25 protein-coding genes are annotated in these 24320 nt (G+C 68.0%); 12 read left to right on the top strand and 13 right to left on the bottom strand.

The features are described from left to right. Positions 1 to 42 precede the first annotated feature (42 nt). From K3U96_RS04430 to pdxH, 4 genes are all read right to left on the bottom strand, one after another. On the bottom strand, positions 43 to 1455 hold the full coding sequence (locus K3U96_RS04430; RefSeq protein ID WP_220692192.1) for an MFS transporter: 1413 nt from the start codon (positions 1453 to 1455) through the stop codon (positions 43 to 45). A 76-nt stretch (positions 1456 to 1531) separates the two neighbouring features. Further along, complete coding sequence (locus K3U96_RS04425; protein ID WP_220692191.1) at positions 1532 to 2839, bottom strand: citrate synthase; 1308 nt, start codon at positions 2837 to 2839, stop codon at positions 1532 to 1534. Positions 2840 to 2938: 99 nt separating this feature from the next. Next, on the bottom strand, positions 2939 to 3598 hold the full coding sequence (locus K3U96_RS04420) for a TetR family transcriptional regulator (protein WP_220692190.1): 660 nt from the start codon (positions 3596 to 3598) through the stop codon (positions 2939 to 2941). Between the two features lie 106 nt (positions 3599 to 3704). Beyond that, positions 3705 to 4355, bottom strand: coding sequence for a pyridoxamine 5'-phosphate oxidase (gene pdxH / locus K3U96_RS04415; protein WP_275085257.1), 651 nt, complete (start codon positions 4353 to 4355; stop codon positions 3705 to 3707). A 105-nt stretch (positions 4356 to 4460) separates the two neighbouring features. Here pdxH and K3U96_RS04410 point away from each other — a divergent pair, with 105 nt between their 5' ends. The 4 genes from K3U96_RS04410 (at position 4461) to K3U96_RS04395 (ending at position 7660) form a co-directional block, all read left to right on the top strand. After that, complete coding sequence (locus tag K3U96_RS04410; protein ID WP_069407119.1) at positions 4461 to 5591, top strand: citrate synthase 2; 1131 nt, start codon at positions 4461 to 4463, stop codon at positions 5589 to 5591. Next, positions 5588 to 6196: a maleylpyruvate isomerase N-terminal domain-containing protein gene (locus K3U96_RS04405; RefSeq protein WP_220692188.1), complete on the top strand. Its 609-nt coding sequence runs from the start codon at positions 5588 to 5590 to the stop codon at positions 6194 to 6196. The genes K3U96_RS04410 and K3U96_RS04405 overlap by 4 nt, the downstream gene beginning before the upstream one ends. A 74-nt stretch (positions 6197 to 6270) precedes the next feature. Continuing rightward, positions 6271 to 7086 carry a glycoside hydrolase family 16 protein gene (locus tag K3U96_RS04400; RefSeq protein WP_220693391.1) on the top strand — a complete coding sequence of 272 codons (816 nt, stop codon included), beginning with the start codon at positions 6271 to 6273 and terminating at the stop codon, positions 7084 to 7086. A gap of 121 nt (positions 7087 to 7207) precedes the next feature. Next, on the top strand, positions 7208 to 7660 hold the full coding sequence (locus tag K3U96_RS04395) for a VOC family protein (protein WP_220692187.1): 453 nt from the start codon (positions 7208 to 7210) through the stop codon (positions 7658 to 7660). Between the two features lie 39 nt (positions 7661 to 7699). On the opposite strand, the gene K3U96_RS04390 is transcribed toward K3U96_RS04395, so the two are convergent. The 4 genes from K3U96_RS04390 to K3U96_RS04375 form a co-directional block, all read right to left on the bottom strand. After that, complete coding sequence (locus K3U96_RS04390) at positions 7700 to 10495, bottom strand: family 1 glycosylhydrolase (RefSeq protein ID WP_220692186.1); 2796 nt, start codon at positions 10493 to 10495, stop codon at positions 7700 to 7702. Between the two features lie 139 nt (positions 10496 to 10634). After that, positions 10635 to 12314 (bottom strand): FAD-dependent oxidoreductase, encoded by a 1680-nt coding sequence (locus K3U96_RS04385; protein ID WP_220692185.1) that lies wholly within the window; start codon positions 12312 to 12314, stop codon positions 10635 to 10637. Between the two features lie 23 nt (positions 12315 to 12337). Then, positions 12338 to 13363 carry an AurF N-oxygenase family protein gene (locus K3U96_RS04380; RefSeq protein ID WP_069407177.1) on the bottom strand — a complete coding sequence of 342 codons (1026 nt, stop codon included), beginning with the start codon at positions 13361 to 13363 and terminating at the stop codon, positions 12338 to 12340. Between the two features lie 161 nt (positions 13364 to 13524). Continuing rightward, positions 13525 to 13965: a CAP domain-containing protein gene (locus K3U96_RS04375; protein WP_230982362.1), complete on the bottom strand. Its 441-nt coding sequence runs from the start codon at positions 13963 to 13965 to the stop codon at positions 13525 to 13527. A gap of 211 nt (positions 13966 to 14176) precedes the next feature. Here K3U96_RS04375 and serC point away from each other — a divergent pair, with 211 nt between their 5' ends. Both serC and sepH read left to right on the top strand, forming a co-directional pair. Continuing rightward, entirely contained in the window at positions 14177 to 15289 is a 1113-nt protein-coding gene (serC, locus tag K3U96_RS04370; RefSeq protein WP_220692183.1) for a phosphoserine transaminase, read from the top strand. A gap of 86 nt (positions 15290 to 15375) precedes the next feature. After that, positions 15376 to 16170, top strand: a complete 795-nt coding sequence (gene sepH, locus K3U96_RS04365; RefSeq protein WP_220692182.1) for a septation protein SepH — start codon at positions 15376 to 15378, stop codon at positions 16168 to 16170. 39 nt (positions 16171 to 16209) lie between these two features. On the opposite strand, the gene K3U96_RS04360 is transcribed toward sepH, so the two are convergent. Both K3U96_RS04360 and K3U96_RS04355 read right to left on the bottom strand, forming a co-directional pair. After that, the gene (locus tag K3U96_RS04360) at positions 16210 to 16482 is read right to left on the bottom strand and encodes a DUF2537 domain-containing protein (RefSeq protein WP_220692181.1); all 273 of its coding nucleotides are present in this window, start codon (positions 16480 to 16482) and stop codon (positions 16210 to 16212) included. Further along, positions 16479 to 17327, bottom strand: coding sequence for a TrmH family RNA methyltransferase (locus K3U96_RS04355; protein WP_220693390.1), 849 nt, complete (start codon positions 17325 to 17327; stop codon positions 16479 to 16481). Before K3U96_RS04355 ends, K3U96_RS04360 begins: the two co-directional genes overlap by 4 nt. Before the next feature lie 30 nt (positions 17328 to 17357). Here K3U96_RS04355 and K3U96_RS04350 point away from each other — a divergent pair, with 30 nt between their 5' ends. Both K3U96_RS04350 and K3U96_RS04345 read left to right on the top strand, forming a co-directional pair. Further along, positions 17358 to 17606 (top strand): DUF2530 domain-containing protein, encoded by a 249-nt coding sequence (locus K3U96_RS04350; RefSeq protein ID WP_220692180.1) that lies wholly within the window; start codon positions 17358 to 17360, stop codon positions 17604 to 17606. A 27-nt stretch (positions 17607 to 17633) separates the two neighbouring features. Then, complete coding sequence (locus K3U96_RS04345; protein ID WP_069407184.1) at positions 17634 to 18089, top strand: SRPBCC family protein; 456 nt, start codon at positions 17634 to 17636, stop codon at positions 18087 to 18089. Here K3U96_RS04345 and K3U96_RS04340 read toward each other — a convergent pair. Beyond that, positions 18086 to 18856 carry a DUF3027 domain-containing protein gene (locus K3U96_RS04340; RefSeq protein ID WP_069407186.1) on the bottom strand — a complete coding sequence of 257 codons (771 nt, stop codon included), beginning with the start codon at positions 18854 to 18856 and terminating at the stop codon, positions 18086 to 18088. The genes K3U96_RS04345 and K3U96_RS04340 overlap by 4 nt on opposite strands. Positions 18857 to 18944: 88 nt before the next feature. Between K3U96_RS04340 and K3U96_RS04335 the strand changes: the two genes are divergently transcribed. Together K3U96_RS04335 and K3U96_RS04330 are read left to right on the top strand one after the other, a co-directional pair. Then, positions 18945 to 20648, top strand: a complete 1704-nt coding sequence (locus tag K3U96_RS04335) for an MFS transporter (protein WP_220692179.1) — start codon at positions 18945 to 18947, stop codon at positions 20646 to 20648. Further along, positions 20645 to 21127: a DUF2771 domain-containing protein gene (locus K3U96_RS04330; RefSeq protein ID WP_069408147.1), complete on the top strand. Its 483-nt coding sequence runs from the start codon at positions 20645 to 20647 to the stop codon at positions 21125 to 21127. The genes K3U96_RS04335 and K3U96_RS04330 overlap by 4 nt, the downstream gene beginning before the upstream one ends. Before the next feature lie 5 nt (positions 21128 to 21132). Here the strand turns inward: K3U96_RS04330 and K3U96_RS04325 are convergent, their stop codons facing one another. Together K3U96_RS04325 and K3U96_RS04320 are read right to left on the bottom strand one after the other, a co-directional pair. Then, the gene (locus tag K3U96_RS04325) at positions 21133 to 22146 is read right to left on the bottom strand and encodes a glutathione S-transferase family protein (RefSeq protein WP_069408148.1); all 1014 of its coding nucleotides are present in this window, start codon (positions 22144 to 22146) and stop codon (positions 21133 to 21135) included. A gap of 72 nt (positions 22147 to 22218) precedes the next feature. Beyond that, positions 22219 to 22629 (bottom strand): cold-shock protein, encoded by a 411-nt coding sequence (locus tag K3U96_RS04320; RefSeq protein WP_069408149.1) that lies wholly within the window; start codon positions 22627 to 22629, stop codon positions 22219 to 22221. Positions 22630 to 22841: 212 nt separating this feature from the next. Between K3U96_RS04320 and K3U96_RS04315 the strand changes: the two genes are divergently transcribed. Continuing rightward, positions 22842 to 23255, top strand: coding sequence for a YccF domain-containing protein (locus tag K3U96_RS04315; protein WP_220692178.1), 414 nt, complete (start codon positions 22842 to 22844; stop codon positions 23253 to 23255). Further along, positions 23252 to 24310, top strand: a complete 1059-nt coding sequence (gene moaA, locus K3U96_RS04310) for a GTP 3',8-cyclase MoaA (protein ID WP_220692177.1) — start codon at positions 23252 to 23254, stop codon at positions 24308 to 24310. Before K3U96_RS04315 ends, moaA begins: the two co-directional genes overlap by 4 nt. Positions 24311 to 24320 lie beyond the last annotated feature (10 nt).

Raw genomic sequence — 24320 nt, 5'->3', positions numbered from 1 at the left:
AGGATGTCGCGCATTGCGCGTCACACCTCGTCGGCCACACCGTTACCTGACATCGGCGGCCACCAGCGGCGCGAGACGATTCGCCGAGCGCAATGCCCGGCCCGACGTCGAGTAGAAGCCGAGCACGATGATCACCACCCCCAACGCGGCGCAGATCAACCACAGCGGTCGAGCCGCGGTGGCGAAGTCCGTGCCGGCGGCCGACAGCGCGGACCCGGCAACCGAACCACACAGCGCCACACCGACACTCACGCCTACCTGCCTGCTGGTCGAGGCAATCGCCGACGCCGCACCGGCACGGTCTGTCGGCATCCCGCTGACCGCGGCGTTGGTCACCGGCGCGTTGACCATCGAGAACCCGATGCCGAACACCGCGAAGATGATCAGCATCTGCCACACCGGCGTCGTCGCGGACAAGCCGGCGAGCATCACCGTCGCCGCCGTGATCAACGTGCCCGCGATCAGCAACGACGGTCGGCTGCCGAACCGACCCACCATCCGGCCGGACAGCGGCGAAAACAACAGCGCACCAAGGGCAATCGGCAGATAGATCAGTCCGGTGTGCAGGGCGGAGAAGCCCCGCTCGTCCTGCAGGTACAGCGACATCATGAACAGAAACGCCCCCCAAGCCGCGAACGCGCACACCGCGATCACGGTGGCCGACGTGAACGGGATGCTGCGGAAGAACCGAAGGTCGACGAACGGATCGCGACGGCGCCCCTCATAGACCAGGAAGCCTGCGAAGGACAACGTCGCCGCGACCAGCACCGCGATGGTGCGCCCGTCGGTCCATCCCATCACCGGGCCTTCGATGAGCACGTAGACGACGCCGAACAAAAACACCATGCCCAGGCCCTGGCCGATCGGGTCGAGATCGCGCATCGTCAGCGACTTCGATTCGGGCACAAAGACTGCCGTCAACACAATGGCGAGCGCGCAGATCGGCAGGTTGATCCAGAACACCGAGCGCCAGCCGACGAACTCGATCAGCGCACCGCCGACGATCGGGCCCAGCGCCATCGAGATGCCCACCACACCGCCCCAGATGCCGATCGCGCGAGCCCGCTCGACGCGCTCGGTGAAGACCTGCGTGATGATCGACATCGCCACGGGGTTCATCATCGAACCGCCGATGGCCTGCAACAGGCGCGCGGCGATCAGCGTCTCGATGCTGGGTGCGATGCTGCACAGCAGCGATGCCAGCGCGAACACCGTGAGTCCCAGCTGAAAGGTGCGTCTGCGGCCGAACCGGTCGGCGGCGGCGCCGGAAAGCAGCAACAGCGACGCCAGCACCAGGGTGTAGATGTCGATGACCCACTGCAGGTGGGATGCGGACGCGTTGAAGTCCGCGCGGATGCTGGGAATGGCGACGTTGACGATCGTCGCGTCCATCGACACGATCAGCAGGCTCAGGCAGCACGACACCAGGATGATGGCCTTGCGCCGAGCGGTCACGATGTCACCGAGCAGCCGCGAAAACCCCCTGACGCACCCGCAATAGGGAGGCCAAGTGACTTCTCGCGGAGAGGAATCAGCGGGTGTCGGCGGGGGCGTAGTCGCGTTCGGTGTAGCCGGTGTAGATCTGACGCGGGCGGCCGATCTTGCCGCTGCCCTCGTCGTGCATCTCGCGCCAGTGTGCGATCCATCCGGGCAGCCGGCCCAGCGCGAACAGCACGGTGAACATCCGCGTGGGGAAGCCCATCGCGCGGTAGATCACGCCGGTGTAGAAGTCCACGTTCGGATAGAGCTTGCGCTCGACGAAGAAGTCGTCGGTGAGCGCGACCTCCTCCAACGACTTGGCGATGTGCAGCAGCTCGTCGTCGCCGCCGATCTTGCCGAGGATCTTGTCGGCCTGCTCCTTGACGATGCGTGCCCGCGGATCGTAGTTCTTGTAGACCCGGTGCCCGAAGCCCATCAGCTTCACGCCGTCCTCGCGGTCCTTGACCTTCTTGACGAAGTCGTTCACGTCGCCGTCGGCCTGGCGAATCTTCTCCAACATTTCCAGCACGGCCTGGTTCGCGCCGCCGTGCAGCGGACCCCACAGCGCGTTGATGCCGCCGGAGATCGAGGTGAACAGGTTGGCCTGCGAGGAGCCCACCAGTCGCACGGTCGACGTCGAGCAGTTCTGCTCGTGGTCGGCGTGCAGGATGAACAGCATGTCCAGGGCCCGCACAAGTTCGGGATCGACCTCGTAGGGCTCGGCGGGCAGCCCGAACGTCATCCGGAGGAAGTTCTCGACGAGGCTCATCGAGTTGTCCGGATACAGGAACGGCTGCCCGACCGACTTCTTGTAGGCGTAGGCCGCGATGGTCGGCAGCTTGGCCAAGAGCCGGATGGTGGACAGCTCCACCTGCTCGTCGTCGAACGGGTCCAACGAATCCTGGTAGTAGGCGCTCAGCGCGTTGACCGCGCTGGAGACCACCGGCATCGGGTGCGCGTTGCGCGGGAAACCGTCGAAGAACCGTTTGAGGTCCTCGTGCAGCAGGGTGTGCCGCTGGATCTGGCCGGTGAACTTGTCGAGCTGCTCGGGTGTCGGCAACTCGCCGTACACCAACAGGTAGCTGACTTCGATGAAGTTCGACTTCTCCGCGAGTTGCTCGATCGGGTAGCCGCGGTAGCGCAGGATCCCGGCTTCACCGTCGATGTAGGTGATGGAGCTCTTGGTGGACGCGGTGTTGACGAAGCCTTCGTCGTAGGTGGTATAGCCCGTTTTCGCCAGCAGCGAACCCAGCGCGATGCCATCGGACCCTTCGGTTGCAGAAACGATGTCGAGGTCAATCTCGCCGCCGGGGTAGGAGAGGGCGGCTTGCTTGCCTCCACTACTTGGGTTATCGGCCACGGGGATCCCTTCTTCGCTGCGGGGAATGAACGACAGACAGTATGTCCTACAAAAGGTAGTCCCATCCGGGCCGTCGTGCCCGGGCGGGGGCGGCATTAGTCAGACCAGTTGCACAACCTCTGACATCAGGCTGGTGAACGCGGCGTACGTGTCTTCCAGACGGGTGATGATGTCGTCGAGGCCGATCTGATCCCAGTCCAGGTCGTTGTCGGTGAGGTCGGCCAGCGCGGTCATGGTGATCGAGCCCCACACCGAGGCCACCAGCTGCAGCGCGCGGGCGTCGGCGCCCACGCCCATACGCTTGGCCAGCTCGATGTTGAGGGCGTTGGGACGGTAGTCCGTGGCCGCCTGGCGCAGTGTCGGTGACGTCATGATGATCCGCATGCTGCCGAGCAGGCGGTGGGCGGACAACCCCCCCGACCCGCCGCTCTTGGCGCTGGTACACATCCCCAGGTATGCCCGGTGCATGGCCTCGAGGTGGTTGATGTCTGCGGGCTGGGCGGCCAGTTCGACGGCGGCGACGTCGAGCGCCTCCTCGATCAACGCGAACGCGATGGCTTCCTTGGTGGCGAAGTACCGGCTGAAGGTCCGCGGTGAGACGTCGGCGACCGCCGCGATCTGGTCCACGGTCGTTCGCTCGAAACCCTGCCGCCTGCACAGGTCGATGGCCGCGTCCAACAGCATTGCCCGGGTGCGTTGTTTCTTGCGCTCACGCAGGCCGAGTCGCGGTTCCCCCTTCCCATCAGCCACGAAGGGCATGCTAACCGGCAAAAATGTGAACAGCCTTAGAAATTTGGCGACACCGGACAGGTGCCCCCGGACAACGTTTGACAGCCCCGGCCATGTGGTTGCCGGGGGCCGCGAGTCAGGGCTGTAACCGCTCGACGCGCACGACGGCGCCCAGGGTCACCCGAATCCTGTTATGCAGCCGGTCTTCCCGGCCCTGCCAGAACTCGACGACCTCAGGTGCGATGAGATATCCGCCCCAGTTCGGCGGGACCGGGATGGCCGCTTCACCGGCGAACCGCTCGGTGACCTCGCCCATCTGCCCCAGCAGCGCCGCGCGTGACGCGATCGGCTTGGACTGATGTGACGCCCACGCGCCCAGCTGCGAACCGCGTGGCCGCATCGTCCAGTAGTCGGCCGTCTGCTGCGCCGACACCTTGCTCACCGGCCCGCGAACGTGGACCTGGCGGCCGAGCAGAAACCACGGGAAGGTTGCCGACGCGTACGGGGCGGTGGCCAGATGTTCGCCCTTGGCCGAATCGTAGTTGGTGAAGAACGTGATCCCCGCCTCGTCGATGCTCTTGCACAGCACCGAGCGGGTGACGGGCCTGCCCCGGTCATCGACCGTGCCGATCACCATGGCGTTGGGTTCGGCGACACCGGCGCGTTCGGCGTCGGCCAACCAATTGCACAGCAGCTCAACCCACCCGGTCCCCGGCTCCGGGCCGAGCCAGTCGGTATCCAGATCGGGGCTGCCGTCTTTTTCCACCGAGCCGTACTCCACCCGCATCCTCGCCAAGTGCTCGTCGTCCTGCTGTGTCACGCGGTTACGTTACGCCGCGAGGTGCGGCGAACCGGTAGACGGCAGGGCCGACGGTGGTGCGAGAATCGGCCCATGAGTAGCCCGTCGCCTCTGGTACCGGAGGACTTCGTACCCGGACTCGAAGGCGTCGTGGCCTTCACCACCGAAATCGCCGAACCGGACAAGGACGGCGGTGCGCTGCGGTATCGCGGGGTGGACATCGAGGATCTGGTCGGTCAGCGGGTGACGTTCGGCGAGGTGTGGGGATTGCTGGTCGACGGCAAGTTCGGTCCGGGCCTGCCGCCCGCCGAGCCGTTCCCACTGCCGATCCACAGCGGCGACGTGCGCGTCGACGTGCAGGCGGGTCTGGCCATGCTGGCGCCGATCTGGGGCTACTCCCCGCTGCTGGACATCGACGACGCGACCGCCCGGGACCAGCTGGCCCGCGCGTCGGTGATGGCGCTGTCCTACGTCGCGCAGTCGGCCCGCGGCATCTACCAGCCCGCCGTGCCCCAGCGCATGATCGACGAATGTGCCACGGTGACAGAGCGATTCATGACGCGCTGGCAGGGGGAGCCCGACCCCAGGCACGTCGAGGCCATCGACGCGTACTGGGTGTCGGCCGCCGAACACGGGATGAACGCGTCGACGTTCACCGCGCGGGTGATCGCGTCGACCGGCGCCGACGTGGCCGCGGCGCTGTCGGGGGCGATCGGCGCGATGAGCGGCCCGCTGCACGGCGGCGCACCGGCGCGGGTCATCCCGATGATCGAGGAAGCCGAGAACACCGGCGACGCCCGAGCGGTGGTCAAGGGCATCCTGGACCGCAGCGAGAAGCTGATGGGCTTCGGCCACCGCGTGTACCGCGCCGAGGATCCGCGCGCGCGGGTGCTGCGCGCCACCGCCAAGCGGCTGGACGCGCCCCGCTACGAGGTGGCCGCCGCGCTGGAACAGGCCGCGCTGGCCGAGCTGCGTGAGCGCCGACCCGACCGGGCCATCGAAACCAACGTCGAGTTCTGGGCGGCGGTGATTCTGGACTTCGCGCAGGTGCCGACCCGGATGATGCCCGCCATGTTCACCTGTGGCCGCACCGCGGGCTGGTGTGCGCACATCCTCGAGCAGAAGCGGCTGGGAAAGCTGGTGCGGCCGTCGGCGATCTACGTCGGGCCCGCTCCGCGCCCGTTGGCGGCGGTCGAGGGCTGGGACCAAGTCGTCACGTCGTGAAGACGGCGGTCTTCGCCTCTGCGGCAAGGTGTTTCGTCCATCTTGTCGCCGAGATCCCGCGGGCCGCGTGGCAGCGACCCGGTCTGGGCGATTGGGACGTGCGCGCGCTCGTCGGGCACACTTCCCGTTCGCTGAGCACCGTCAGCAGCTACCTGAGGACCACCGCCGAACACGAAGACATCACCACACCGCAGGAGTACTACGCGCGGGTCACCCCGTCGGCGCTGGGTATCGACCCGGCGGCGGTCGCCGAACGGGGTCGACAGGCCGGTGTGGCGCTCGGCGAGGATCCGGCGGCCGCCGTGGACGCGTTGATGGCCAACGCCCTGCGCGACGTGCAAGCGGTCGACGATCCGCTGATCGAGGTCATCGGCGGGCTGGGCATCCGGCTGCACACCTACCTGCCGACCCGGGTGTTCGAACTGGCCGTACACGGGCTGGATATCGCTCGGGCCGTTGATATTCCGTTCTCGCTGCCGCCCGACGTGCTCAGCGAGGCGGCGGTGTTGGCGACACGGGTGGCCGTCACGACGGGGCAGGGTGCGCCGGTGCTGCTGGCGCTGACAGGCCGCGCGGGCTTACCGCCGTCGTTCTCGGTGGTCTGATCCGGCGACACTTGCGCGCGGCGAAATGCAGCGAAAACCCCCACTGTGGCTTCTAAGGTGGTCAGGTGCCCCAGATTGACCGTCGCAGCATGATGATGATGACCGGATTCGGGCTCTTGGCAGCCGCGATTCCCTTGCCGAAAGTTCACGCGCAACCGGCCCCGGCAGGCCACGCGCAGACGTTCCTGTTCTCCGACGAGTTCGACGGACCTGCGGGTTCGGCGCCTGATCCGGCGAAGTGGTCGATCGCCAAGGCCCGCGAAACGATCAAGAACCCGGTGTTTTGGGACCGGCCCGAGAACATGGGCCAGTACCGCGACAGCCCCGAGCACGTGTTCCTCGACGGCAACTCCAACCTCGTCATCCGCGCGACGCGCAACGACGACGGCAAGTACGTCAGCGGCAAGGTGCAGGGCCGGTGGTGGGGTCCGATCAACACCACCTGGGAGGCCCGCATCAAGCTCAACTGCCTGACCAACGGGTGTTGGCCGGCGTGGTGGCTGATGAACGACCACCCCGAGGTCGGCGGTGAGGTGGATCTGGTCGAGTGGTACGGCAACCAGGATTGGCCCTCGGGTTCCACGGTGCACGCACTGCTCGACGGCACGTCGTATGCGACCCACCCCTACCCGGTGGACGGCGACTGGCACACCTGGCGGATGACCTGGACCGATGCGGGGATGTACTTCTGGCAGGACTACACGCCCGGCAAAGAGCCGTATTTCGAGGTGCCGGCGTACTCGATCGAGCACTGGCCGTTCAACTTCCCCGGATATTCGATGTTTCCGGTGCTGAACCTCGCGGTCGCCGGCTCGGGCGGCGGAGATCCCGCAGGCGGCAGCTACCCGGCCGAAATGCTCGTCGACTGGGTGCGCGTCTTCGCCGGCTGACGACGGCGCCGGTTTGTCGGTGCCCGGTGATTGCATGGGCCCTGGCGCGATGAGATCTGCCCGCGCGGCCGGTCTACCTATCGTCGCCCGCACGGGAACACACACATCTGCAGGAGTGCTCATGGCAATTGAAATCCAGCCCGCGGTGTCGCCGATGCTGACCGTCAGCGACGGCGCGGCAGCCATCGACTTTTACGTCAAGGCGTTCGACGCCGAGGAACTCGGCCGGGTGCCCGGCCCCGACGGCAGGCTGTTCCACGCCGCGCTGCGGATCAACGGGGCGACGGTCATGCTGAACGACGACTTCCCCGAGATGAACGACGGCAAGTCGGCGACCCCGCAGGGGTTGGGCGGCTCGCCGGTCACCATCCACCTCACGGTCACCGACGTGGACGCGAAGTTTCAGAAGGCGCTCGACGCCGGCGCCACCGTCGTCATGCCGCTCGACGACATGTTCTGGGGAGACCGGTACGGCGAGCTGCGTGACCCGTTCGGTCACCTGTGGTCGTTGGGCCAGCCGACGCGCGAGGTCAGCCAGGAGGAGATCGACCAGGCGGTCAAGCAGATGCAGTGATGCTCAGAACACCGTCTTCTGAACCTGGTCGGGCCCGACCTAGACCGCGCTGGGGATGTACTGCGCCAGCAGATCGATCGGCAGCGCGTTGGCGCCGGTGATGGCGCTGATCGCCGCGATGCTGTCGGGTTTGGGCGTGCGTTCCAGTTCGGGCGTCGACGGGTCGGATCCGTAAAGACCGAAGTGCAGGTCGTAGCCGTGCGCCCATTCGAGGTTGTCGACGAACGACCAGTACGTGTAGCCGCGGATGTCCACGCCGTGCGCGACCAGGTCCTGTACCACCGCGATGTGGGTGGTCAGATACGGCGGTCGTTTCGAGTCACCCGCGTCGGCGATGCCGTTCTCGGTGATCCAGATCGGCTTGCCGTAGGAGGCCGCGTCTTCGAGCACCTCGCGGAAGCCGCCCGGATCGGTGGGCTGGTTGAAGTCGCTGCAGGTCGGTGAGCTCGCCGAGCAGCGCACGGGCAGACCCTGCAGGAACGGGATGCCGGGTATCGGCGCCAACCCGAAGCCCTGCATCGGTTGCGACCCGTAGTACTGCACGCCCAGGAAGTCGACCTTGTCCATGAACTCGGGGTGGATCTCGTCGAGTGTCTTGATGCCGTCGAAGTTGGCGTCCACCCACCCGTCGATCACGGCGTTGGGGAACCAGTGGTTGTAGTACCGGTTCCATGCGTCGGCGGCCTGCACGTCCAGCGGGTTGTTCGGGTTGGCCGGGCGTGCGGGAATCATGTTGTTGCTGAAGCCGACGAACGCGGCGGGCTGACCGTCGGTGGCCGAGGTGGTGTCCCAGGTGTGGATCGCGTCGTAGGCCGCCACATGGCCCTTGGCCTGGTTGACCAGGAAGGTGGCCGCCAGGTCGGGACGCACGATCCCCGGTGGCCAGTACGGGATGGGGCTGCCGGGGATCGGCGGTGACAGGTATTGGGTGAGGATCGGCGGGAACGGCTCGTTGAGCGTCACCCAGTAGTCGACCTGATCGCCGTATTTCCACGCCAGATACGCCGCGTACTTCTCGAACTCGACGGGCGTGGACGACGACAGCCAGCCCGCCGATTGAGCGGGCAGGCCCACCTGGACCAGCAGCCGCGTCATAGCGGGGTCGTGCACCCACACCGGCAAGGTGAAGTGGGTGACGGTGATCATCGGCTCCAGGCCGTGTGCGCGCAGCGAGGCCAGCACCTCGCGGTAGTGCTCGACCTCTTCCTGGTTGGCCAGCGCGTCGAGCGCCTCGAGGTCGGCCAGGCTGACCCCGCCGCCTTCATCTGAAATATCCACCGAGGCAGTGGATTCCGGGAAGATACGGCTCCACTCGATGCCCATCCGGAAGGTGTTCATGCCGAGTTCGTCGTGCGCAAGCGCGGCGTCGGCGTCGTAGTTGAGGTAGGCGCCCGGCCCGTCCTCGGGCACACCTTTGGTCAACCCCAACTTCTGGTTGAACGGGTCGTGCGTCCAGCGGTACCAGTCGGAGTTGGTGTCCATGGGGACCCCGGGCCCGCCCTCGGCCTGAAATCCCGAATGCGCGACGCCCCAATGGAATCCGTCGGGAAACGACAGGTCGACGCCGTCGACCGGGGTGACATTGACGGTGATGGTGCGGGTGGCCCGGTGACCGCCGCCGGGGTAGACGAGTTGGCCCACGATCGGCACGAACTGCAACAGTCCCCTGGGTCCGTGGAGGTGGAAGCCGGCGGCCTGGTCGTCGGCCACCACGATGAACGAATCCCAGCCGCCGACGGCCGCCATCGCGTTCATCGGCCGGTAGGTGAAGTTGCCGTCGGCGTCGACCTCGACCACACCGCCGTTGAGCGGCCTGCCGATGACGGTGTAGGTCATCGGGTCCCCGTCGCGGTCGGTGATGCCGACGTTGCCGGTGATGATCACCTCGCCGTCGACGAGGCTCTGGGTGTAGGGCGGTAGTTCGGCCGAAACCCTTGGCGTGGAGTTGAACAGTTCGCGCCGCACCCACGCCAGCAACGTCCACAGGGTCGGCGGGCCGCTCGGCGGTGCGGGCAGGCCGGCAGCGAAGGGCGCCAAAATGGCGTGGGCGAGGCTGAACACGATGCCCGTCACGTAGGTGATGGCGGTGGCCGGGTCAAAGGCGGTGGGCCACGGCCGAAGCGACGGGAACGCCGGCGCGTTCCACGTGGTGGTCGTGGCAGCGGTCGGTGAGGCCGCCCGGGCCGTGAGGGAGGTGATCGTCATCTCCGTGGTGTCGGTGTCGGAGGTGCGCACGTTCGCGGGCTCGTCGGGCCGGGCGATGGTCGCCGCCGCCGCCGCGACGAAATCTTCGGTCTCGGGCGCGTCGGAGGTCCCCGACTGCGCAGGCGCGTTCTGTGGTGCCGGCTCCGGCTCGCCCGTCGCTTCGGTTTCGGGCTCGCCCGTCGCTTCGGTTTCGGGCTCGCCCGTCGCTTCGGTTTCGGGCTCGACGCCGGTTTCGGGTTCGGGTTCAGCTTCGGCGTCAAGCTCGGCTTCCGCGCCGGGTTCGGATTCCGCGTCAAGCTCGGCTTCCGCGTCGGGTTCGGATTCCGCATCGGGCTCGGGCTCGGGTTCGGCCTCGGGCTCGGCGTCAGGGTCGGACTCGGCCTCGGGTTCGGGCTCGGCGTCAGGGTCGGCGTCCGTTTCGGTTTGGGTGCTGCTCGCATCGGCCTGAGCGGACTCGGCGTCGCTGCCCGTCGAGGTGTCGGAGGACGCTGAGGACTGCGCGTTCGATGCCCCCGCCCCGGCGGTGTCTGCCCACGCCATTCCCGACCCGTAGCCGGTGGCCACGGCGATGCCGACCCCCAGGGCGACCGCCAAACTTCCGACTCGACCGACGTATGCCGCAGCGTTCATGCTGTTTGCTATACCGCCGAACGCGCCGTTTATCAGGCGATTCGGGGTATTCGTCAACGACCCCGACGGCTGACCATTGCGTTCGCGATACGGCGCTTCCGCAGTGACGGTTCGGTGGCAACCTGCGGAAACGCCGGGGTTAGCGGCGCAATCCGGCGAGCACTCGCTGGTGCAGCGGCGGTGTTGGCGCGTCCGCCGCGGCGGCAAGCATGCCGGCGGCGGTGGTGAACTTGTTGCGTGGCCGGTCGTCGCCGCCGCGGGCGATCTCCGCGGAGTTGATCGCCTTCCACCCCGCCGAGTCCACCACGTCGGGTGCTCGGCTGCGGACCAGCCCGTCCAGCGCGGAGGGTTTGGCGGGATCGGGCAGCAGCCCGGCGTTGTAGTCGGCGACCAGATTGTGCACGGTCTGGGCGGCGCAGGACTTGTTGGTGCCGATGAAGCCGGTCGGTCCGCGTTTGATCCACCCGGCCACGTAACTGCCGCGCACCGGCGCACCCGTGCGCGGATCGACGACCCGGCCGCCGTCGTTGGGCACCACGGCGCCGTCTTCGTCGAACGGCAGATCACGAACGGGCTTGGCGCGGTAGCCGATTGAGGTCAGCACCAAGCCGGCCTCGATACGGCGGACCGCGTCGTCCTCGCCGGTGACGGTGAACTCCACACCGTCTGCGCGCCGCTCGCCGAACACGCGCTTGGGCGTCAGGTGGTAGGCCAACCGGATCCGGGGCCGGGCGGCCGGCGCCGCCGCATCACCGAGCCTGCTGAGGACCTCCAACTTGTTGCGCGTCAACGGATCTGTGGCCGCAGCCAGATCCCTGGCGACACGTTCATGGTCGGCAGCGTCGAGCACCACATCGCAGGACGCCGTCAGCCCGATCAACTCCGGCAGCGTGAAGGCCGAGTTTGCGGGCCCGCGGCGGGCGGCGATCACCACCTCGGAGACCTTCGACGCGCGCAGCGCGGCCAGCGCATGGTCGGCGATGTCGGTACGCGCGAGTGTGTCGGGGTCGGTGGTGAGGATGCGGGCGACGTCCAGTGCGACGTTGCCGTTGCCGACGAGCACCACCCGCTCATGTCCGAGATCGGCTGGCACCGAGGCGAATTCGGGATGGCCGTTGTACCAGGCCACGAATTCGGTGGCGGTGCCGGTGCCCGGCATCCCCATCCCGTCGATGTCGAGGCGACGGTCGTCGGGCGCTCCCACGGCGTAGAGCACGGCGTGGTGGTGGGCCAACAGTTCGGCGTGGGTGAGGTCGGTGCCCACCTCGACGTTGAGGTAGAACGTGAACCCGCGCTGGTCGGCGATCTTGTCGAACAGCCGCGTCACCTGTTTGGTGCTCTGGTGATCGGGCGCGACACCGGCGCGTACCAGCCCGTACGGGGTGGGCAGCCGTTCGAAGACGTTGACCCGCACGCCGCGCTGGGTGAGCAGCTCGTCGGCGGCGTACATGGCCGCGGGCCCGGAGCCGACGATCGCGACCGTGAGCGGCCCCCCGGGTCGCGACTGGACCTTCGGCGCGTCGGGCACGGGTGCCAGCTTCGACGTGGGCGGCACCTTGCCCTCCCGCTCGGGGTAGAACGCGGCGTTGAGCGCGACGAACGGCTGCTGCTCGGGCGTCAACTGCGTGTGGGGTGCGATCGCCCCGACCGGGCAGGCCGACACGCATGCACCGCAGTCCACGCACGCCGCCGGGTCGATGTAGAGCATCTCGGCGGTGGCGAAGCCCGGTTCGTCCGGTGTCGGATGGATGCAGTTAACCGGGCACGCGAAGACACACGACCCGTCGCTGCAACACGACTGGGTGATCACATGGGGCACGAAAGTCTCCCGCGTCCTTGGGGTTACGCGGCGGCGACGACGTGCTGGCGGGCCGGCTCGCTGCGGTAGCGACTCGGTGGGCCGTCGATCTTGCAGATCCGCCACATCAGCTTGGCGACCGGGTTCATCAACCCGGTGTCATGGCACAGCATCCGCACGTCGCCGAACATGTCGCGCAGCATCTGCCGCGACTCCGGCGAGCGGAAGAACACGTCCTTGCGCACCGAGCGCGGGATGTCGAATTTCTTCCAAAACGCGCGCGGCGGAACGATGATCGCCGAGCACAGGATCCGCATGGTCAGCGGAACATAGATCGACAACCAGAACCGCTTGCGGCGCGGCAGGTGCGGAAGGCGCTTGCGCAGGTACTCGTGCGCGAACGAGATGTGGCGAGCCTCCTCGGCGACGTGAATGGCCATCACGCGTTCCATGATCGGGTGCAGCTTGCGCCCCTCGCGCAGTACGTTTTTCTGCGTGTGGTCGATGGGCTCCTCGCCGGCGAGGATGCCGAACCAGAACGGGATCGGCAGCGGCCCGGCGACCAACGGGATCACCGGCTGGACCCACTTGAGCAGGCGCGGCATTCCGGGCACGTCGGCGCCGATGCGGTTCACCATCTCCTGAAACATCATGGTGTGGTTGCACTCTTCGACCGCCTCGTGCAGGCAGTACCGATACTCCGGTGACCCGTTGGGCGTCCAGAACGCGTACTCCATCAGGCCGCGGATCAGAATCGACTCGAAGTGCAGGCCCACCTTGGCGACGTTGGCCTGACGCCACATCCCGATCTCGATCTGCCGCTCGACCGGCTGCGCCTGATACCAGGGGTGTCGCCCGAACGGGTCGGTTCCCGGCAGGATCCAGCGCGGGTCGTTGTCGACGACTTCGAATTCGGGGGAATCCCAGTCGATGTCGGTGTACGGGTTGAAATTTCGTCGCACCGACCCCTCGGAGAGGGTGTTGAGCATCTCGACGTAGGCCTTGTCTTCGGGGCTGTCGCCGATCTCCATGTTGCGACGCCAACGCCTGACCATGCGTGTCCTGGCCATTCGAAGCCTCCCTGGGCGAGGTTTACATCTACCGGGCAGATGTACACAGTACCGCAGGTATCGCATATTTGATAGACCCCGTCGGGTCGATGTGATCCAGGGAGTGCATAGATCGACGAGTGACGTAGGTCACATATGGATTACGGCGCGGGTAGCGGCGTCTAGCGCTTGCCGAAGTCCCCCGCCGCCGACATCTTGCGGCCGTTGCTCACCGCGGAGAAGCCCGCCTCGGTGTATCCGCAGTCGGTGATGATCGCGCGATGGCCCGGGCTGTTCATCCACCACGTGACCGCGGCGGCCGGGTTCCGGGCCGCGCCGGTGCCCCAGAAGACGACCTCTCCGATCGTCGCGTTCGCGGCATAGCCGGCGTCCTTCACCCGCTGCGAAATCGATGACCCGTCCGAGCCGACGTGGCCTTCTGCGCCGTTGACCAGCACATCGTTGGCGTGCCGCGCGGCGGCAGCCGCCAGTTGAGGGTTGGGTGCGAGCGGCCCGCACCCGTTCGCCGCGCGGGTGGCGTTGATCAGGTTCAGCACCGCGCCGCCTTCGTCGCCGCCGGCCTGAGCCGGCGCGGCGGCGAGCGTCGAGACAAACACGATCACGGCCGCGGCATATGCCGGCGGGGTCCAAAAACTCCGTCTGATCACGTGCCCCCCAGAACGGGTTCGAAATTTCGGTCCCCCGACCTGCGATCAAGTATGACCGAACGAGCACCGATGAATAACATTTTGGCAACATTTCTTAGACTCCCGGCGTTTCTGCCGACCCTCCCTCGGGCCGAACCCCGCAAGTCCGGTCACTACTCTTGACCCCATGGCCGAACTGACGATTCCCAACGACCTCAAGCCCGGCGATGGACGGTTCGGCTGCGGGCCCTCCAAGGTTCGCCCCGAGCAGTTACGGGCGCTGGCCGACGCGGGTGACCTGTTCGGGACCTCGCACCGGCAGGCGCCGGTGAAGAACCTCGTCGGCCGGGTCCGCGACGGGTTGCGCGCGTTGTTCTCCGTGCCCGACGGCTACGAAGTGGTCCTCGGCAACGGCGGCACCACCGCGTTCTGGGACGCGGCCGCGTTCGGGTTGATCGACAAGCGCTCGCTGCACCTGACCTACGGAGAGTTCAGCAGCAAGTTCGCCTCGGCGGTGGCCAAGAACCCGTTCGTCGGCGACCCGATCGTCGTCACCGCCGACCCGGGCAGCGCCCCCAAGCCGCAGGCCGACCCGGGCGTCGACCTGATCGCCTGGGCGCACAACGAAACCTCAACGGGCGTCGCGGTTCCCGTGCAGCGGCCCGACGGTTCCGGAGACGCGTTGATCGCGATCGACGCGACGTCCGCGGCCGGCGGTCTGCCGGTGGACATCCGCGACGCCGACGCCTACTACTTCGCGCCGCAGAAGAACTTCGCCAGCGACGGCGGCCTGTGGGTGGCGATTCTCTCGCCTGCCGCGCTGGCGCGCGTCGAGGCCGTCGCCTCCTCGGGCCGCTGGGTGCCCGAATTCCTGTCGCTGCCGATCGCGATCGACAACAGCCTGAAGAACCAGACCTACAACACCCCGGCGATCGGCACGCTGATCATGTTCGCCGATCAGCTGGAATGGATGCTGGGCAACGGCGGCCTGGACTGGGCGGTCAAGCGCACCGCGGACTCCTCGCAGCGGCTGTACGGATGGGCGGAGGCCGCCCAGTTCGCCACGCCGTTCGTCACCGATCCGCAGCTGCGCTCACAGGTCGTCGGCACCGTGGACTTCACCGACGACGTGGACGCCGGCGCCGTCGCGGCCACATTGCGCGCCAACGGGATCGTCGACACCGAGCCGTACCGCAAGCTCGGCCGCAACCAGTTGCGCATCGGGATGTTTCCGGCTGTGGAACCCGACGACGTCAGCGCGTTGACCGCGTGCGTCGACTGGGTGGTGGAACGGCTCTGAGCTCACCGCGTGTCTGCGCGGTAACGGGGAGATAACGCAGTAGGGTCCGGTTGATCGGGCTTGGCGCTAGCCCTGAGGAGGTCGGCATGCGAGAACTCAAGGTCGTTGGGCTTGACGTCGACGGCAAACACATCGTCTGCGAGGCCGCCGACTCTTCAGAGAAGTTCGCCCTGCTCTCCGATGACCGGTTACGTGCCGCGGTGCGTGGCGACAGGACCGGGTCGAGCCAAACACGAAGCGATTCAGAGGTTCCAAACGTGTTGCGTCCCAAAGAGATTCAATCCAGGATTCGGGCGGGCGCATCCGTCGAACAAGTCGCGGCCTCTGCGGGCGTGGACGTGGAACGCGTCGAGCGGTTCGCGCACCCCGTACTCCTTGAGCGTTCCCGCGCCGCCGAGCTGGCCACCGCAGCGCATCCGGTACTCGCCGACGGTCCCTCGGTGCTGACCCTGCTGGAGACGGTGACGACCGCGCTGATCGCCCGCGGGCTGGATCCGGACGCGACGAACTGGGACGCGTGGCGCAACGAAGACGGCCGCTGGACCGTGCAGCTGGCGTGGAAGGCCGGCATGTCCGACAACGTGGCGCACTTCCGGTTCACCCCCGGTGCGCACGGCGGCACGGTGACCGCGTTCGACGACGCCGCCTGTGAGCTGATCGACCCGGACTTCGCGCGTCCGCTGCGACCTGTCGCCCCGGTCGCCGACCTCGAGGTCGAACCCGAGGAGCCGACCCTGCCCGACACGGCGCCGGCCTCAGCGGCCGCACCCGAACCCGAACCGCCCGCCACCGCGAAGCCCGCGCGTGCCCGCAAGGGTAAGCCGCCGGTGCCGGCCTGGGAGGACGTACTGTTGGGCGTGCGCTCCAGCGGCCAGCGGTAGCGCTTAGCGTCGCGCTTTCCGCACGCGAACAGGGGAACCTCACCCGTTGACGGCGACGGCCAGCAGCGCGATCCACGCCCCGGCCACCCCGACACCCGAACCCAGCACGAACCAGCGCCATACCGGCAGCCTGCGCCATCCCCACACCGTCGGCGCCAGACCGCCGACGGCCACGAGGTTGAGACCGACGGCCAGCAGCGGATGCACGCGCATCAACCCCAGGCTGAGCACCACCACCGCGGCCGCGGTGACCGCCCCCACGAACGCGGCGACCGTCAACCCCATGGCCCACGGCGTCGAGTCGTCGGTCACGAAACCAACCTAGCCCGTTCGTAGAACGCCAGCGCGGCAGCGGTCGCGACGTTGAGCGAGTCGGTGCCCCGTGACATCGGGATCCGCACCCGCAGATCGCTGGCCCGCATCGCGCGCTCGGTGAGGCCGGGGCCCTCCGCGCCGACGAGGACGGCCAGCTTCTGGTCCGCGAGCGCGGGCATCGCCTCGGCAAGAGTGCGCGCGCCTGGGTCGGGTGTCATGGCCATCAACCGAAATCCGTTGTCGCGCAACAGATGCAGCTCGTCGGGCCAGTCGGTCGCCCACGCGTAGGGCACCAGCAGCGCATGGCCCATCGACACCCGCACGGCGCGCCGGTAGAGCGGATCGGCACACCCGGCGCCGAACACCACCGCATCGACGTCGAGGCCCGCAGCGTTGCGGAAGATGGAGCCGAGGTTCTCGTGATCGTTGACGCCCTCGAGCACCGCGATGGTGCGGGCACACCTGCCCGACGTCGCCGGCCCCACGGCCCCGGCGAGCACCTGCGTGATCGACAACTCGCCCGGACGCGACGCCGAGGCCAGCACGCCGCGGTTGAGGTGAAAACCGACCACCTCGGCCATCACGTCAGGCTGGACCCGGTAGTACGGCGCGCTGACGCCGTCGAGGTCCTCGGCGAGCTCGGCGAGCCGGCGGTCGGTGCCCATCATCGCGCGCAGAACGAAGCGCGATGCCAGCATCCGCTGGACCACCAGCACCCCCTCGGCGATCACCAGACCCTTGCCGGTTGGCAGGTCGGGCCTGCGGTCCACGCTGTTGAGATCCCGAAAGTCGTCGAGCCGCACATCGGCGGGGTCAGCGACGTCAACGACGTTCACGTGCAGAAGAGTAGCGATCGGTTACGTTGAACAACGATGTCCGCCGACGATCCGCTGCCCCCACCGTTGCCGCAGGCCCTGCTCAACCCGTGGCCGGTGATCGCGGTGATCGCCGCGGGCTGGGCGGTCGCCGCGGTGTTGTCGTTCACCGTGCCGGGGTTGGCCGACTGGCGGCCCTACACTGTGGCCGGGCTCGGCGTCGGCGCGCTTGGCACATCGATCTTTCTGTGGCAACGTTCCGCTGTGCGCCGCGGCGCCCGGGGCGCACAAAGCGGGCTGGACTGAATTCCGGGGCCAGACAAGGGGATCACCATGGCAGCTCCATTGCTACAGACGCAGATCGACATCGACGCCCCGGTCTCCAAGGTCTGGCAGTTGGTCTCGGACCTGCGCCGGATGCCGCAGTGGAGCCCGCAGTGCCGGCGCATGATTCCGCTTGGCGGTGCGCCGCGCCAGGGCAGCCGGACCATCAACATCAACCGGCGCAACAGGCTGATCTGGCCCACCACGAGCCGCATCACCGAGTTCGTTCCGGAAAAGAAGCTGGCGTTTCAGGTCAACGAGAACGGCACGGTGTGGAGCTTCGAACTCGAACCCACCGACACCGGTACCCGGTTGGTGCAGTCTCGGCACGCCGAACACGGCGTCAAACCCATCTCCACCAAGCTGGTGAACGCGTTCATGGGCGGTGTGGAAAGTTTCGAACATGAACTCGTCGACGGCATGAACCAGACCCTGACCCGGATCAAGGCCGCCGCCGAGGGTTAGTCGGCCGGTTCGGTCAGATCCAGCACGCCGTCGTCGTACGGCGGGTACTGCGGAGACCCGCTGCCCGGCGGCTGCGGGGTGTCCGAGTGCGCACCGCACCCGTATTCGGAGTCCACAACGTGCCCGTCGGCGGAGAACTCGTTGGCGCACACCCCGAACATCACGCCGAGCGATCCCGACAGCGGAACATAAAAACCGCAGTCGCGACACACCCGCCGCGTCGAACGGGCCATCGGCGAGTTCGGGCCGAAGTCCCCGTCGTGCCAACGCTGCGCGGCCGCCCCGCGTCCCCAGGGTCCGAGCACCTGCCGTCGGCCCAGGCCGATGTCGGCGGCGACCTCGTCGACCATCGGGTCACCGCTGGACATGTAGCCCGGCACGAGGCGAGGGTCGTCGGTCGGCGGGGCCAGCAGATCGCCGGGGCTGAGGTCGCCGGGTTTGATGCGGTCCTCCCACGGCACCCATTTGGGCGCCAGCAACGCCGTCGGGCCCGGTACCAGGACGACTTCGCTGATGGTGGCGTGTTCGGAACCCGGGCAGGCCGCGACGACGACGGCCCACTGCCAGCCGCGGTAACCGGGCATGTCGGCCAGGAACCGGTGGGTCGCCGAGGTCGGATCCTCGAAGCTGGCCCCGAGGTACTCCCCGACGGTGTCCTCGCCGCTGTGCTCGACGATCGCCGCGCGCGCTTCATCGACGGCGCCCAGAAGCACCGTCTCCAAGTCCGGGGCCGCGCCGGGCCCGGGGAATTCGGTCACGCTGTCCATCGCCATTAATACTGCCTGACCGGCGCACCGGTAGCCACACCGGTCGGCTACCGGCCCACTGTCGCACTGATGGTGGAGAATCGACATCGTGACCGGACCGCGGCGTGACCACCGGGACCCGGCGGGTCGGCGTGACCCTCGCTACTACCCGCCTCGTCCGCCCGCCGATGCCGACGACTGGGCCGATCCGCCCGCCGAAGAGCACCCGGGGATGGCCAACTACCCCAGCGACGGCATCTACCGTCGCGCGCGCCGAGCCAACCCCACCCCGAGCGCCAATCGCTGGCTGCCGCCGCTGGACGAACCGACGCACCACTACCGCTACTCCGGTCCGCCGCCGGGCGCGGGCGCCGGCGAGAAGGTCACCGTGACGAGGGCGGCCGCGCAGCGCAGCCGCGAAGTCGGGTCCAAGATGTACGGCCTTGTGCACCGGGCCGCGACGGCCGACGGCGCCGACAAATCCGGGCTGACCGCGCTGACCTGGCCGGTGGTCGCGAACTTCGCCGTCGACGCCGCAATGGCCGTCGCCTTGGCCAACACCTTGTTCTTCGCGGCCGCCACCGCGGAGAGCAAGAGCAAGGTCGCGCTCTACCTGCTGATCACGATCGCGCCCTTCGCGGTCATCGCCCCCCTGATCGGACCCGCGCTCGATCGGTTGCAGCACGGCCGCCGCGTCGCGCTCGCGATGTCGTTTCTGCTGCGCACCGTGCTTGCGGTGCTGCTGATCGCGAACTACGACGGGGCGACGGGCAGTTTCCCGTCGTGGGTGCTCTACCCGTGTGCGCTGGGGATGATGGTGCTGTCCAAGTCGTTCAGCGTGCTGCGCGGCGCGGTGGCACCGCGGGTGCTGCCGCCGACGATCGACCTGGTCCGGGTGAACTCTCGGCTGACGATCTTCGGACTGCTCGGCGGAACCATGGCAGGCGGTGCGATCGCCGCCGCCGCGGAGTATCTGTTCAACCTGTTCGAGGTGCCCGGCGCGCTGTATGTCGTGGTCGCGGCGACGGTGGCCGGTGCGGTGCTGGCGATGCGGATCCCGAAGTGGGTGGAGGTCACCGAGGGCGAGGTGCCCGCGACGCTGAGCTACCACGGCCGCACCGGCGAGTTGCGCCGCGGACCCGAGCAGCAGCCCGCCGGCGGTGCGGCACGGCAGCCGTTGGGCCGCAACACGATCACCGCGCTGTGGGGTAACTGCACGGTGAAGGTGATGGTCGGGTTCCTGTTCCTGTACCCGGCGTTCGTCGCCAAATCGCACGACGCCAGCGGGTGGGAGCAACTCAAGATCCTCGGCTTGATCGGCGCCGCCGCGGCGATCGGCAACTTCGCGGGCAACTTCACCAGCGCCCGGCTCAAACTAGGCCACCCGGCGCAGTTGGTGGTGCGCTGCGCCATCGCGGTCACCGTCAGCGCACTGCTCACCGCGGTCAGCGGCAACCTGCTGGTGGCCGCGGCCGCCACGCTGATCACGTCGGGGGCGAGCGCGATCGCCAAGGCCTCGCTGGACGCGTCGCTGCAGGACGACCTGCCCGAGCGTTCACGTGCGTCGGCGTTCGGGCGCTCGGAGTCATTGCTGCAGTTGGCCTGGGTGGCAGGCGGAGCCATCGGGGTGCTGATCTACACCGAACTGTGGGCCGGGTTCACCGCGATCACCGCGGTGTTGATTCTGGGCCTGGCCCAGACGGTGGTCAGCTACCGCGGTGATTCGTTGATCCCGGGCCTGGGCGGCAACCGTCCGGTGCTCGCCGAGCAGGAAGGCGGCCAGGTCGCTCCCGCGGCGGTGAGGCGTCGGTGAAACGCGTCGTCGCCGCACTGGCGGTCGTGGCGGTCCTCGCATCGATCGGCACCGGGGTGCTGATCTGGCGGCTGGCCCAAGACCCGCGACCCGCGCATCCCGAGATCAGCGCGTACACCGACGGCCAGCTCACCAGGGTCGGCCCGTACCAGTACTGCCAGGTGCTCGACCCGACCGATTGCCAAACCCCGCGCGACGGTGGTCAACTCAGGGTCGACGCCGAGCACACCGTCCAACTGTCGGTGCCGCCGGCCATCTCCCGCGCGCCGTGGGTTTTGGTGCGCACCTACGAGGGCGCCGACGTCGTCGACGAGTTCCGGCCCGGCAGCAGAAACGCGGTCACCATCCCCACCGTCGACCCGCACCGCGGCAAGTTGTTCGGCTTCGCCGTGCAACTGCCGACGCTGGTGCGCGACCAGGACGGCAACGAGTTCCCGGTGCCGCACGCCGAGTGGTCGGTGCGCACGGTCTGGCCGTAGCGGGGTCAGGCGCCGTGACCCGGCAGCACCCGCTCACCTTCCACCGGCGGGCCGGGCGGGGTGCCGTCGCCGAACGGCCTGCCGCCCAACGCTTCCCGGCCGTGCGGGGTGAGCCAATTCGACAGGTCCGGGCCTTTCGGCACGATCTGTGTCGGGTTGATGTCCTTGTGCACGATGTAGTAGTGCTGCTTGATCTGCACGAAGTCGATGGTGTCGCCGAAGCCGGGTGTCTGGAACAGGTCGCGCGCGTACGCCCACAGCACCGGCAACTCGGACAGCTTCTGCCGGTTGCACTTGAAGTGCCCGTGATAGACCGGGTCGAAGCGGGCCAGCGTGGTGAACAGCCGCACGTCGGCCTCGGTGACGGTGTCGCCGACCAGGTACCGCTGCTCGCTGAGCCGGTCCGATAACCAGTCCAGCGCGGTGAACAACCGGTCGTAGGCCTTGTCGTAGGCCTGTTGGGTGCCGGCGAACCCGCACCGGTACACCCCGTTGTTGACCTCGGTGTAGATGCGCTGGGACACCTCGTCGATCTCGTCGCGCAACGGTTCGGGATACAGCTGGGGTGCGCCGTCGCGGTGGTACGTGGTCCACTCGGTGGAGAAGTCCAGCGTCATCTGCGCGAAGTCGTTGGTGACCACCTCACCGGTGGGCACGTCGACGACCGCGGGCACGGTGATCCCCTTCGGATAGCCAGGAAACCGCTTGAAGTAGGCGTCCTGCAGCCGCGGGATGCCGAGGACCGGATCCACCCCGCCGGGGTCGAGGTCGAAGGTCCAGCTGCGCTCGTCGTGGGTGGGGCCGCAAAAGCCAATGGACAGCGCATCTTCCAGACCCAGCAGCCTGCGGACGATGATGGTGCGGTTGGCCCACGGGCAGGCCCGCGCCACGATCAGCCGGTAGCGGCCGGACTCGACGGGATAGCCGTCGCGGCCGTCGGCCGTGATGCGGGTCGTGATGTAGTCGGTGTCGCGGTTGAACTCGCCAGCTGACTTGGCCTTGTCGGCGACATAGCTCACGCCTTCGGTTCTACCCGAATTTGCACAGCCGTAAGCCGGGATCGGCTCCCGACAGCATCGGCCGTGGCCCGCTCAGGCCTCCAGTTCGCGGGCGACGGCGCGTACCACCTCGGACACCCGGCGCGCGGCCTTGCGGTCCGGGTAGCGCCCCTTGCGCAGGTCCGGCTGCACGGCGCTTTCCAGCAGCGTGATCATGTCCTCGATCATCCCGTGCAGCTCGTCGGGGCTGTGCTTGCGTTCGGCGGCGGCCGCCTCGCGACGGGTACGGGTCAGGCTCGGCGGCGGGTCGATGATCTTCAGGCTCAGCGCCTGGGGGCCGCGACGGCCCGAGGCGATACCGAACTCCACCCGCTGGCCGGCCTTGAGGGTCTCGACGCCGGCGGGCAACGCCGAGGACCGGACGTAGACGTCCTCGCCGTCCTCCTGCGACAAGAACCCGAAACCCTTCTCGGCGTCGTACCACTTCACCCGGCCGGTCGGCACTGGTCTCACCTACTGTCTTTGGGAAGCTCTCACATGACGAACGCGTCCCGGCTGCGTCGGGACGCGATGGAGCGATCTTACTCGGCAACTCCGAGCGTCAGCATCCTCATTCATCCGCGGGATCGGACGCGCAATGAGATGTTGGGTGCGATCACCTACCCGGGCCAACGGTACGCCCGGCTGGGTAGGCTGAAACGACCGCTGGAGGTGAAATGCGCCTGATCCTGAACGTCATCTGGTTGATCTTCGGCGGCCTGTGGCTGGCGCTGGGTTATCTGCTGGCGGCCCTGATCTGCTTTGTCCTGATCATCACGATCCCCTTCGGGTTCGCCTCCCTACGCATCGCCTCCTATGCGCTGTGGCCGTTCGGCCGCACCATCGTCGAGAAGCCGGGCAGCCGTACCGGCGCGCTGATCGGCAATGTCATCTGGGTGGTGCTGTTCGGGATCTGGCTGGCGATCGGTCACGTCGTCAGCGCGGCCGCGATGGCCGTCACGATCATCGGCATTCCGCTCGCGCTGGCCAACCTCAAGATGATCCCGGTGTCGCTGGTGCCCCTCGGTAAGGAGATCGTGCCGGTCGACCAAGTGGGTTCGGCGTTCAATTCGACGCGAGCGGCCGCATGACCCTCATCGACCTCGGTGTGCCCTCGCTGAGCCGGCCGGCGCCCGCACCCACCTCCGGGCCGCTCATCGACACGTTCGGCCGGGTCGCCACCGATCTGCGGGTGTCGCTGACCGACCGGTGCAATCTGCGCTGCACCTACTGCATGCCCGCCGAAGGCATGGACTGGTTGGACACCGACGCGCTGTTGCGCCACGACGAGCTGGTCCGGCTGCTGGGTATCGCCGTGACCCGGCTCGGCATCACCAGCGTGCGCTTCACCGGCGGTGAGCCGTTGGTGGCCAGACGCCTCGAGGACGTCGTCGCCGCGACGGCTGCCTTGCAGCCCCGCCCGGAGATCACGTTGACCACCAACGGAATCGGCCTCGACAAAAGGGCGGCGAAGCTGGTGCAGGCGGGCCTGGACCGGATCAACGTGTCACTGGACACCGTCGACGCCGCCCACTTCGCCCGCATCACCCGACGCGACCGGCTGCCCGACGTGCTCGCCGGCCTGCGCGCCGCCAAGGCCGCGGGCCTGGACCCGGTCAAGGTCAACGCGGTGCTCGACCCGGTCACCGGCCTCGACGACGCCGTCGCGCTGCTGCGGTTCTGCCTCGAGCACGGATACCAGCTGCGCATCATCGAGCAGATGCCGCTGGACGCCGGCCACCAGTGGCAACGAAACCGGGCCATCAGCGCCGACGAGGTGCTGGGCGCGTTGCGCCGGCATTTCGAGCTGACACCGGATACCGTGCCGCGCGGTTCGGCGCCGGCAGAGCTGTGGCAGGTCGCCGACGCGTCCGGGATCGTCGGCAGGGTCGGCATCATCGCCTCGGTCTCCCACGCGTTCTGTTCGGCCTGCGACCGCACCCGGCTCACCGCCGACGGTCAGGTCCGCAACTGCCTGTTCGCGCGCGAGGAGACCGACCTGCGCAAACTGATCCGCACCGGCGCCGACGACGACGCGCTCGAGGCGGCGTGGCGCGCGGCGATGTGGGTCAAGGCCGCCGGCCACGGCATAAACGATCCCGGTTTCGTCCAGCCCGACCGGCCGATGAGCGCGATCGGCGGATAGACCGATGACG

This window comes from Mycolicibacterium holsaticum DSM 44478 = JCM 12374, assembly GCF_019645835.1.
Classification (GTDB): Bacteria; Actinomycetota; Actinomycetes; order Mycobacteriales; family Mycobacteriaceae; genus Mycobacterium; species Mycobacterium holsaticum.
This window is presented reverse-complemented; position numbering and strand designations above follow the sequence as displayed.